Origin of the sequence: Buttiauxella izardii, from assembly GCF_003601925.1 — a bacterium.
Lineage (GTDB): Bacteria > Pseudomonadota > Gammaproteobacteria > Enterobacterales > Enterobacteriaceae > Buttiauxella > Buttiauxella izardii.
The window spans coordinates 55,416-66,365 of the sequence record NZ_QZWH01000056.1; the positions used below are offsets into that span (position 1 = coordinate 55,416).

At 48.7% G+C, this 10,950-nt stretch carries 8 protein-coding genes and 1 other RNA gene; 1 reads left to right on the forward strand and 8 read right to left on the reverse strand.

Annotated features, from left to right (window positions below):
• Nucleotides 1-324: 324 nt before the first annotated feature.
• From D6029_RS20250 to D6029_RS20260, 3 genes are all read right to left on the reverse strand, one after another.
• Nucleotides 325-1,023 (reverse strand): inovirus Gp2 family protein, encoded by a 699-nt coding sequence (locus D6029_RS20250; RefSeq protein ID WP_120066491.1) that lies wholly within the window; start codon nucleotides 1,021-1,023, stop codon nucleotides 325-327.
• 247 nt (nucleotides 1,024-1,270) lie between these two features.
• The gene (locus D6029_RS20255; protein WP_120066492.1) at nucleotides 1,271-2,782 is read right to left on the reverse strand and encodes a YfjI family protein; all 1,512 of its coding nucleotides are present in this window, start codon (nucleotides 2,780-2,782) and stop codon (nucleotides 1,271-1,273) included.
• A gap of 26 nt (nucleotides 2,783-2,808) precedes the next feature.
• Nucleotides 2,809-3,021, reverse strand: coding sequence for an AlpA family transcriptional regulator (locus D6029_RS20260; protein WP_120066493.1), 213 nt, complete (start codon nucleotides 3,019-3,021; stop codon nucleotides 2,809-2,811).
• Between the two features lie 124 nt (nucleotides 3,022-3,145).
• On the opposite strand from D6029_RS20260, the gene D6029_RS22565 reads away from it, so the two are divergent.
• On the forward strand, nucleotides 3,146-4,138 hold the full coding sequence (locus tag D6029_RS22565; protein WP_167456039.1) for a hypothetical protein: 993 nt from the start codon (nucleotides 3,146-3,148) through the stop codon (nucleotides 4,136-4,138).
• Between the two features lie 60 nt (nucleotides 4,139-4,198).
• Here the strand turns inward: D6029_RS22565 and D6029_RS20270 are convergent, their stop codons facing one another.
• From D6029_RS20270 to D6029_RS20290, 5 genes are all read right to left on the reverse strand, one after another.
• Nucleotides 4,199-5,440 (reverse strand): integrase, encoded by a 1,242-nt coding sequence (locus tag D6029_RS20270; protein WP_120066494.1) that lies wholly within the window; start codon nucleotides 5,438-5,440, stop codon nucleotides 4,199-4,201.
• A 204-nt stretch (nucleotides 5,441-5,644) separates the two neighbouring features.
• Nucleotides 5,645-6,008, reverse strand: a transfer-messenger RNA (tmRNA) gene (gene ssrA / locus D6029_RS20275).
• A gap of 57 nt (nucleotides 6,009-6,065) precedes the next feature.
• Complete coding sequence (locus tag D6029_RS20280) at nucleotides 6,066-7,229, reverse strand: HlyD family type I secretion periplasmic adaptor subunit (protein WP_120066500.1); 1,164 nt, start codon at nucleotides 7,227-7,229, stop codon at nucleotides 6,066-6,068.
• Nucleotides 7,230-7,236: 7 nt separating this feature from the next.
• Nucleotides 7,237-9,432: a type I secretion system permease/ATPase gene (locus D6029_RS20285; RefSeq protein ID WP_120066495.1), complete on the reverse strand. Its 2,196-nt coding sequence runs from the start codon at nucleotides 9,430-9,432 to the stop codon at nucleotides 7,237-7,239.
• Nucleotides 9,429-10,835 (reverse strand): TolC family outer membrane protein, encoded by a 1,407-nt coding sequence (locus D6029_RS20290; RefSeq protein ID WP_120066496.1) that lies wholly within the window; start codon nucleotides 10,833-10,835, stop codon nucleotides 9,429-9,431. Before D6029_RS20290 ends, D6029_RS20285 begins: the two co-directional genes overlap by 4 nt.
• Nucleotides 10,836-10,950 lie beyond the last annotated feature (115 nt).

Here is a 10,950-nt window from a genome sequence, read left to right on the forward strand (position 1 = left end):
AGCGAACCGTCAATCTCGCAATCAGATAACGACTAAAAATTGAATTTTATTAGCTGCAGGATGATTAATCGAGTTATTTGAGATAAAAGATGTCCCTGATAAGTAAGAAGATGTGCAAATGGTGATGTAAGTAACAATCCTTTAGCCATTCTCACCGAAGAACAAATGGCACAGTGATCTCACTTGATCTTTGAAGGCTGCTACAGCTGCTACATGTAGCAGGTTGTAGCAGGGCACCGAGATACATTATCGAATTTTTTACCGAGAAATGTGTCAATTATGTTAATTGACTGGGTGAGGATAAATACCTCACCCAGAGTGCTATTAACAGGCTAATCCGCCTAAGCGTGGACACTGGCTTGTGCCAAAGTTACGGTTGCTGCTGTGGGTATCCTTGGTTCTAGTCTTCGCCAGATACGCCAGTCGAATCAGAAAACTCCAGTAAACAGGGTTACGATCCAAGGCATCGAACTTGGTAAACCTGTAAACAGCATTAGGTGGGAATTCAGCTAATGTCGCGTAATCTTCGTGAGCAAGCCCTACAGCACTGCACCAGGCTTTCTGTATTCGGGTTGCCATATTTTTAGCATTGAGTTCTTGGTAATTGCCCAGGTACCCATACACATCTGCATTAAACAACAACATCAGGTGGTAATGGGGATGCTCGCTTGTATCGCGTTCTCTACACCACCCATAAGATGGTAATGTTGGATTACCCGGTCTCCTGGACCGGTTATGATCTGCCCTTAACTGGCTTTTCAGTGAATCGAAGAAGCGAGTAATTGCCTGCGGATCATCACGCTGGAAGCACAGTGGTAGATCAGGCTCTCCCGGTACATGGGACTGGGCGAATCTCGGGTCAGTACGAATAGCGAGTATCCGGTTATGCTGCTCCAGCGTGTCATAGACCATGTTAAGTAGTGAGATGAGAATATCTAGGTCAATAGGTGATCTATACCTTCTGGATGCTATCGCTACCAAGTCATCAATTTCTTCATTGCTAAGCTCATATTGTGATTTCATAATAATCCTTCATTCTGTAAATATTAATCATTAGGTAATGGGTAGCCCTCACGCTACCCATGTGATGTTGGATATAATCCCTAGTGGGGGGATATGCAGGTATAAGATTAGAGTATTGATGAAGGTATATTACATATACCAGTTAAAACCCATTGATTACCCTCGCTAATAAATTAAGCTAAATCCGCAGCGTGACTAGCTTCAAGAATAAAATATATTAATCAGAAAGACATTGGTTACTCTGAAGTTATTCATGCCTTGGTAGTTTATTAAAACCAACAGACCCAGATGAAATTAATGGTATGTTTAATGCAATAGCCAAATCTTCAGGCTTAATTTCTGAACCAATGAGTTTCACGTAATCAACACCACCCTCCTTGAATAACTGAACCTTTCCATCACTTTCAAGCTTATTTAAAGCAGATATCAGGCGCTCTATGCTCCTAAGAGAATTTGGACCATCTCTACGAATGCTATGCCTCCTAAAGTCGTAAGATTTATTACTGGGAACATGTTCCTCAAGCCAAAAAAACAATATTTCAGAATCACTATATTTTCTGGTGGAATCTATTTTCATCATCAAATGATTAATAAACCATTCAGTTATTTTAAACGCTGATACCAAAGTCTCCTTAGTAATTATTGGTGAGTCGGGTGTAATAAACATTTGCATTACAGCTGCAATTCTTGAAGCATGCTCCATAAATCGAGCACCAAAATCATCATAATGGTGTAGTTCGCCTCCTTTTTTTATTTTTTCCTGAATTTCTCCACTCTGTGAATTCCAGGCGACTTGTGCCTCCGGAGAAAAAGTAACACAGATACGTTCTTCATTTTTCTCTCTGCGCTTTATCCCATCCTGCATATGCTTAGTGAGAAGACAGAAAAATTCCTCAAGTACTGCCTCGTCAGACCATGAACAGGCATCAGGGATGTTGCATAGTTCAGGTATCTGTTCTAGGTCAACTAACAAAAAACGGGCTAAACATCCTGTACTCCGTATACCTTTACCTTGTTTGCCCACCATAGAGTCGTTAAATATCTCCGATTGCAGTAACATTAGTATTGTCAGCCGAACATCATCAGCATCATAACTCTCACGGGATGCTCTGCTATCAGAAATCCGTCCCTCTCCCCACGCCGAGTTGAGTGCTGGTGTGTTGCGGAATAGATTACTGCCAAACAATCCGCCAGCTTCATCAGAACCGAGCATCAATGACGGAGATCCCAACGCTAATACCTTTATAAGTCCCTCAATTGTAGAATCATGAATAATAAGACGTGGTCTTACCGGTTCTACTGGCTCTCTTATCTGGCATTCCTCAATTGCTTTGAGTGCGTCGTTCTCATCAACAGCATCAGCTTTATTGAATTGCTTGTTAAGCTTCTTTAACTCAGCTTTCCAAGATGCTCGCTTTATTTCATAAAGCTTTTCCTTTACCAGAAAATCATCTTTCAGCTCTTTTTCCAGTCGGTAGATAGGCTCCATTAACAGCTTGAATACGGTTGATTTCCTGCTACCTGAGCGTGCCAATAGCATGAGATAAAGTGATGTAAAGGTTCTCCCATTTTTAAGCTGAACATCAAATTTGTCCTGGCAGGCAAGTGCCATTACCCCAAGTAACACTATTAAAATAAGTTCAGCGGCGGCTCCTGTTTTATAATGTATATAACTTATTAACCGTTGTGCAAAAGTGGGAAGTGTCTTGAATTTGAGACAAAGCTCTTTATTTTGCGATGAACTATTTTTTTTAGACATACATCCTATCTAGCTCCTCTTTTAGATTAATTGATAAGACTACGATGCAACAACCACTCATCGATTTCTGATTCAAGCCAACCAACAGATTGTGTCCCAAGTTTTCTTTTCTTAGGAAAGGTTGGATCGTAACGTGGCGATTTAGGATTCAACCAGTCGTAGATCGTAGCCCGTGATATGCCTGTTTTATGGATAACAGCAGGTAATCGGAGTATTCTGACTGCAGGTAAAGTGATCATGCTTGTTTGCCCCTCATTGGTTCGCTTTGGTTGTGAGAGATTAGCCGGAATCTGAAATGTAAAAAATGTAGCTACCAAAAAAATATTTTTTACAGCATCTAAGTAATTGATAAGGATAGTTAAAATGATATATCTTTCTAAGTTGCATGAAAAAAACGGACGTAAACTTGAAGAGCTCTCGAAGGCGATGACTAATTGCGAATGGAAGGAACACGCTCACGCATTGGATGAACATTACCCAGTGATGCAGGAGGAGCTTGCAAGAATGAAATTAGTTTATTTTGATCCTGCAAGGATGGGTACAGAAGTATCGTCTTATGCTGAGCTACCACCAGGAGGGTCCAGATACCATCAGGTAAACGGAGTTCTGCTAAGAAAGGAGGAGGCCAATGCTATATATAATCCTATAAAAGAATGCTGGAGAGATTTGGAAAGCCGAATTTTCAGGGAGACAATGAAACCACTTGTCTTGGATAATTCAATAGAAGATGTATTCATCGCACATTTGGTGTACGCCTCAATGTCGTATCAATGGGGAGTATCCGTTATACAAGATGATGAACAAGTTGCGTTTGATGCTCTGTTTACGGCTTCTGAGCTATTAGATAAATGTCTCGGAATGGTTTGGGTTAAAATCGAAGATGATAAAATAACGAAACTATCTAAGATCAGGTGTAATGCAGGAAAAAAAGGAGGTACTAAAAAGGCTGATGTATATAAAATTATACAGGAGGAGCTTGTCAGGTTAATTTATAAAAATTCTCCTGAGGATGGTTGGAAAAACAAGAGCGCTGTAATTGAGGATGTCATAAATCCATTGTGGGCTTTCATCGAAAAAAATAACTTTCAAGGCTCACATGTAAGCAGTGAAGAATCACTGCGCGAGATAATCTTAAAAAGATGGTCAGTACAGGTTGATGATGTGAAACATGCCTTTGATGCTAAGTTATCAAAAACTAACAAAACTAACAAAACTAACAAAACTAACAAAACTAACAAAACTAACAAAACTAACAAAACTAACAAAACTAACAAAACTAACAAAACTAACAAAACTAACAAAACTAACAAAACTAACAAAACTAACAAAACTAACAAAACTAAGATGAGTAAATGAAATGTTAATGCTGGTTACCGACAAAGGTGTAAGCGCCCATTCTGAGCGCTTACACCGTTATTAGCCGACAAGCCTTATACCTCGAATGCCATCTCCAATCATGCTTCCTAGATCAGCAGCCATAACGAAGTCAGCCCACCACTGCATCATAGGACGTCGTTGCTCAAGATAGTCACTGCGGTTATATGCTCGACGGACTTCATTCTTGTCCACATGGGCAAGTGCTGCCTCAATAACATCAGGTGGAAAGCCTTGTTCATTAAGGGCCGTACTGGCGATGGATCGCAGACCGTGTGACACAAGCACCCCACCAAAACCTGCACGTTTTAGCGAAGCGTTAACCGTCTGGCTATTCATTGGCTGGTTGGGCTTGATACGGCTAGGGAAGATAAATTCCCGGTTGCCACTTAACGGCTTCATCATTTCCAATATCGCAATTGCTTCATCTGACAATGGAACAGTGTGGTCACGGTTCATTTTCATGCGTGATGCGGGGATTTTCCATTCTCGCGCTTCCAGATCCACTTCATCCCAGCGAGCCTCAGCTGCTTCGGCTGGGCGAGTGATTGTAAGAAGCTGCCACATGAACAAGCATCGTGTTGACTGAATAATGTTGGCGGTACGCATAGTCTGCATGAGTTGAGGTAACTGATCCGGGCGGATGCTTGGCATGTTCTTCTTCTGAGGCTTCTCAAAGGCTTTGCCAATATTGACGCTAGGAACCGCATCAATTAGGCCAGTATTTTGAGCATAAACCATGACCTCATTGATTCGTTGGCACAGGCGTCGTACGGTTTCCAGCGCTCCTCTGGCCTGAACCGGTTGAACGGCCTGAACCAGTGTATGAGCTTTAATATCTGTAATAGTGATATCGCCAATCGCTGGTAAAACATCTCTCTCCAGCGAGCGCCAGATATCCTCTGCGTAGTCCTCGGTCACACTGGCTTTCTTCACATTCCACCAACGTTCAGCTACGAGTTGGAAAGTGTTGGTTTTGGCTTCAAGTGAACTGCGGAGTTGTTCTTGCTGATGCTCCTGAGGATCGATTTGTTTTGCGAGGAGAACGCGAGCCTCTGCCCGGTAGCTTCGAGCATCGGCAAGAGTAACTGAAGGGTAGGGCCCTATGCTCTTCTTCGCTCGTTTCTTGGTGACAGGACGAATGTAGCGAAACTGCCATATTTTGCTGCCGGTGGATTTGATGAGTAGCTCAAGGCCATCGCCATCATAGATAACGTAGTCCGCTTCCTTGGGTTTGGCGGATTCGATTTCTTTGACGGATAAAGGTTTGGTTTGTCTTGCCATTGCCGGGTTTCCATAGTTTTAGGCACCTCAAAAACAATAAAGCTTTATGAGGTGCCTAACAAGGTGCCTAAAAGGTTCGGATTTAATTAGTTTGCTTCAGACTTCCCAGGAAAAATTGCAGGCACAAAAAAGCCCGCAGGGCTTGTGCCATGCGGGCTCTTTAGACTTAATCGGATGACTCTGGTAATCATCGATTGAAGATTTTGGTGGAGCTGGGGGGAGTTGAACCCCCGTCCGAAATTACTACGCCGTCGGTACTACATGCTTAGTCTATCTTTACATTCGCCGGGCAACTGCGGGTAGACACGCCATTACCAAACTATCCTGATTAGTTTTAATGCTTCAACCCCAGGCAAGGTTTCCACACGATCTCTTTTGGGTTTGACTTCTCTTTGATCCCCGTCTTAAGAGCGGAAGCTAGGGAGAGAAGGCTCTTAGCAGGTTATTAAGCTGCTAGGGCGTAGTTTTCGTCGTTTGCGACTATTTTTTTGCGGCTTTTTACGAGGCAAACCGCCCCTCGGCATGCACCTTGGGTTTCGCGAATCCCGTCGAATCCAGAATCAGCCCCACAAGTGTTTTGTAAGTATAACAGAGTTGTAGCGCCACTTACTACCCCTGATGCCTGTTAACGTTCGCGCAGGGCTTCTTTGGCGCGATTGAACGGTTTTATCAGGTAATCGACGATGGTTTTTTGCCCGGTTTTGATATCCACGGTGGCGACCATCCCCGGCGATATCGAAAAATGATGCCCGGCTTTGTTCACCAGGTAATCCTGATGAGTGCGGATAAACACCCGGTAATAGACGATTTCTGGCTTCACTTTGTCCTGAATGGTGTCCGGGGAAATGGTTTCAACGACGCCTTCCAGCCCGCCGTAAATGGCGTAATCGTAAGCGGTGACTTTCACCAGCGCGCGCTGGCCAGGGTGAATAAAGGCAATGTCGCGCGGGGAGAGACGCGCCTCAATCAGCAAGTGATCGTCCACCGGCACGATTTCCATCATTTCACCGTTGGGCGGGATCACGCCGCCGATGGTCGTCACCTGGATGTTTTTCACGATGCCGCGCATCGGCGAGCGCACGGTCATGCGGCTCACGGAATCTTCACGGCCTTTGATAATGGCCGAAAGCATATCCACTTCGGCGTTCGCTTTGGAAAGCGCCTCGCGAGCTTGCACGTAATATTGCGAGCGCAGGTCGGTGATTTTGAGCTGTAGATCGCTTTTTTGCCGCTGCAAACGCAGCACTTCCACGTTACTCGCAGCGCCGCTTTTCGCCAGCCGTTGCGTTATCCCCAGCTCTTTATTCACCGAAACCAACGCGTCTTGAATGTCCGATGCGGAGTCGTTGAGCTGTGCGCGGCGGCTTTTATACAGGCGCGTTTCGGAGGCGAGGAGATCCGGCCAGGCTTTGAGCGAGTCGGGGAAAACCAGCGGCAAATCGTTCACTTCCGCGTTAAGCCGCACGCTCGAAGCCAGCGACGCCCGGTAACGCGCAGCGCTTTCGCCCACGTTGGATTCGGATCGCGTCGGGTCGAGGCGGGCGACGATTTGCCCGGCTTCAACTTTGTCGCCTTCGTGTACCAGCAGTTCGGTGACGATACCGCCGTCGAGGGATTGCAGTACCTGTTCGCGTGAACTCGGCACCACTTTCCCGGTGCCGGTCGAGACTTCATCCAGTGTGCCAAACCACGCCCACACGCCGAGCAAAATAAACAGCAGCACGCTGATCATAATGATGCGGCTGGCACCGGAAAACTCCCGTTCGCGCTGAATATCCGAATCGGCCATGGCGGCGTCATGCTGATTGGTTTTCATTTTTCCACTCCCGTCCGTTTGGCTGTACGGTGGCGCGACTGTTATTGCTGTTACTCAGCGCCTGAGCTTTCGGTGCGTCCATCACCAGTTGTCCTTCCTTGAGAACCAGCACGCGTTCCACCAGTTCGAGCATCGGCACGCGGTGAGTGGCGACAATCAACGTGCGATTACCCAGCCATTGCCCCAGGCGTTGTATAAATTCGCGTTCGGTATGGTCATCGAGGGAGGCGGTCGGTTCGTCGAGCAGCACAATATTGGGCGAGCGCAACAGCATACGGGCGAGTAAAATCGACTGGCGTTGCCCGCCGGATAAACCCGCACCGCCTTCCATAATCGCGTGGTCGAGTCCTTTTGGCAGACTCTTGATAAAGTTGCCCGCGCCGCTGATTTCCAGCACTTCGAAGATGTTTTCATCGCTGGCATTCGGTGCGCCAAGGGTGAGGTTTTCGCGTAGCGTACCGTAGAACAAGCGAGCGTTCTGGCTCATAAAGCCGATGTTGCGCCGCAAATCCGCCATATCAATTTGCGTCATGCTCAGGTTGTCGAGCCGCGCATCGCCGCTGATTAAATCGACGCCGCCTGATAACGCTTGTAACAAAGTGGATTTCCCCGCGCCGTTGCGCCCGAGCACCGCCACACGTTCGCCGGGTTGAATCTCGAGATGAGCGATGCGCAATGGGATGCGCTGGTCTTCGCTGTGGTAGCGAAACTGCGCGTTTTCAAACAGATAGTGACCGTGGAAAATATCCTGATGCACCAGGCTTTCGTCGCGCTGGGTTTCCACCGGCAATTGCATAATGCTGTCCAGCCCCTGTTTCGCGGCTTTGACTTGTTGCCAGCGAGCGAGCACGCCGCACAGGTTTGCCATCGGGGCAATCATGCGCGAAGCGAGCATGGATGCGGCAACCATCGCACCGGTTGTCATGTCGCCTTCAATCACCAGCGGCGCGCCAAACAAAATCACCGCCGCATACACCAGGCTTTGAACGGTCATTCCCCAGCTGATCAACCCTTGCGAAAGCTGGCGAGTGCGCAGGCCGGATTCCGCCGTAATACGAATGTAGCTGTTCCACTGCTGCAAAAAGCGGTTTTCCGCCTGCATCAGCTTGATGTCCTCCAGCCCTTGCACGCTTTCCACCAGCACCGCATTGCGCAAAGTGGCTTCGTGCGCCGACTGGTTAGCGAGCATCGCCAGTTTCTTTTGCAGCAAAAGGCCGGGCAAAATCATTAATACCGCCGCCACCGGGGCAATCCACGCCAGTTGCGGCGCGATGATGCCCAACACAATAATGAACATAAAGAAGAAGGGGAGATCGACGATCGTCGAGATCGTTGACGAGGTGATCATTTCGCGGATCTGTTCGAGTTCGCGAAGCTGGGAAATAAAGCTGCCGGTGGAACGGGGGATCGCGCTGTTGCGCAGGCGCAGTGCGTGGCTGAAAACGCGATCTGAAACGCGCATATCCGCTCGTTTACCGAGCACGTCCATAATATGCCCACGCGCCACGCGCAGCACAAAACCAAAGATCACTGCCAGTAACACGCCGGATGCCAACACATACAGCGTGGGATAAGACTGCGCGGGGATCACGCGGTCATAAACCTGCATCGAGAAAAGTATCCCGGAAAGCGACAGCACGTTGACCAGAAATGCCGCCAACATCACCGGGCCATACGGGCGCAAATCCTGCATCACCAGCTCTTTTAGCCAGTCCGGGCTGAAGCGCGAAATATAGCTATCGACGCGGCTGTCTTTCAGCGCCGAAAGGGGCCGAAGTGCTGCCACAAAACGGATTTCTGGCAGCAGTTCGCGCAGCGAAACGCGATTCGTTTGGCGCTCGCCGTTAATCACGTAAATATCCACGGTATCTTCACCGTCGAAATGTTCGATAACCGCCAGTTGCCCGTTGTTCAGGCACGCCGCGAGAGGCAGCCGCCATTTGCCAATCGCCAGTTCCGGGGCGTTCAACATGTGAAATGAAAGCCCCGCCTGGCGCGAGAGCTGCGTCAGCGCCGAAAGCATGTTTTTGTCTTTAAACCACGGCGCATTCGCCTGAATGGTGCCGGGCGAGCAGACCACGCGATAGTGCGCAGCGACGTGGCTAATCAGTTGCGCCCAGTGGCTAAGGGATTGTTCATTCAGATATTCATCAACAGGAGGTGGAGTTTTGCTCATGGCTGGATCTCCAGTGACTGGATGGTGCGGTGTTCCAGGCCAAATGCGTTACGCAACCGGCCCGAGTTATACAGGCAGTTGAGCTGCAATTGATGAAGTTGGCTGAGGAGTTGGAGCTGGGCGAAACGGGCCTGGAAAACTTCCTGTTCCGCATTCAACACGTCGAGCAACGGGCGCGAACCTAAATCCAGATATTGCTGCTGATAGAGTTCGCGGGTGCGGGCGCTCAACTGTTCCTGGCGCTGTAATACCTGCACCGCGCCCATTAGGCCGAGCGCCTGGCTGCGCGATTCCATCAGTTTCTGGCGAATATCCAGGCGAGTGCGTTGCACGCCAGATTGCGCCGCTTCCACCGCGTGGCTTGCCGCATTGCGCCGCGCGGTTAAGCCACCGCCCTGGTAGAGCGGCATTTCAACTTTGATAAACGCGGAATATTGCGTGCGGTCGAGCACTTCATGGCTGGCGTATTTATCGTTGAGATAGTGTTGAACCTGCGGTTCGAGGGAAATGGTCGGCGTCATCTGCGCGTTGGCGTAATCGAGATTCGCCTGCGCCACGCTCGCCTGCGCCCACGAGGCTAAAACAGCGGGCACTAAGCGGTCGTCGGGTTTGGTGATATCGCAGCTTTTGCCGAGTTTATTCGGAAATTCGTTGCTGATGTCGTTGAGGTTTTCCCAGCCAAGCCAGCTCATTAATGTGGCCTGGGCGCTGTCGAGATTGGCCTGATACTGAATCAACTGCGAGCGGGCAGATTCGATTCGTGCGTTGGTTTGCACCACGTCCGACATCGACGTCGCCCCTTCGTTATTGCGCTTTTCGGTTAAACCGCCAATGGCGCTCAAGGCGTCGAGCTGATCTTTGGCGATATCGACCATTTGTTGCCACATCTGCACCTGAATCATGGCGTTAGCCGTGTCGTGGCCGACGTTATCAATGCTTACCAGAACGTTGGCCTGTTCCTGCGCCACGCCCGCGCTTTCGGCGCGCACCTGGCTTGAAACTTTGCCGAAGTCGTAAAGCATCTGCGAAACCGACAACACCAGCGACGGGCTAAAGCCGCTGTCGCTATAACTGTTGCTGTAGCCGTTATTCATGCCCGCCGTGACTTGCGGGTAGTATTTTGATTTTGCGACGTTGACCTGTTCCGACTGCCCGGCCAGCTTGCCGATGGCTTCATGAATGCTCGGATGCCAGGTTACAGCGCGGTTTACTGCATCGTTGAGCGTCAGCGTTCCCGGTGCCGGGGCGTTGAGCGGCAGGCTGGATGAGCCATCCAGCGCCGGGAGTTCTTGCTGCTCAGAGAGTTCCTGAGTGCTGATGTATTGTGGAGTGTCATCGGCATGCGCCTGGGCTACACATAGGCTACATGCCAGCCATAAAGCAAGCGGCTGTAATTTTCCCATAATTAATCCCTTTTAAATGGCACTACTTTTTTATTGGTGCAGCCTTGTTGTGTCGGATGACGCTGCGCTTATCCGACCTACGTTTTGGTTTTGTAGGGTGGATAAGCGCTAGCGT

Excerpts from the sequence above, each read along its gene's own strand:
- D6029_RS20250 (WP_120066491.1), bottom strand. The coding sequence starts at position 1,023 with ATGAAATCACAATATGAGCTTAGCAATGAAGAAATTGATGACTTGGTA.
- D6029_RS20255 (WP_120066492.1), bottom strand. The coding sequence starts at position 2,782 with ATGTCTAAAAAAAATAGTTCATCGCAAAATAAAGAGCTTTGTCTCAAA.
- D6029_RS20260 (WP_120066493.1), bottom strand. The coding sequence starts at position 3,021 with ATGATCACTTTACCTGCAGTCAGAATACTCCGATTACCTGCTGTTATC.
- D6029_RS22565 (WP_167456039.1), top strand. The coding sequence starts at position 3,146 with ATGATATATCTTTCTAAGTTGCATGAAAAAAACGGACGTAAACTTGAA.
- D6029_RS20270 (WP_120066494.1), bottom strand. The coding sequence starts at position 5,440 with ATGGCAAGACAAACCAAACCTTTATCCGTCAAAGAAATCGAATCCGCC.
- D6029_RS20280 (WP_120066500.1), bottom strand. The coding sequence starts at position 7,229 with ATGGCCGATTCGGATATTCAGCGCGAACGGGAGTTTTCCGGTGCCAGC.
- D6029_RS20285 (WP_120066495.1), bottom strand. The coding sequence starts at position 9,432 with ATGAGCAAAACTCCACCTCCTGTTGATGAATATCTGAATGAACAATCC.
- D6029_RS20290 (WP_120066496.1), bottom strand. The coding sequence starts at position 10,835 with ATGGGAAAATTACAGCCGCTTGCTTTATGGCTGGCATGTAGCCTATGT.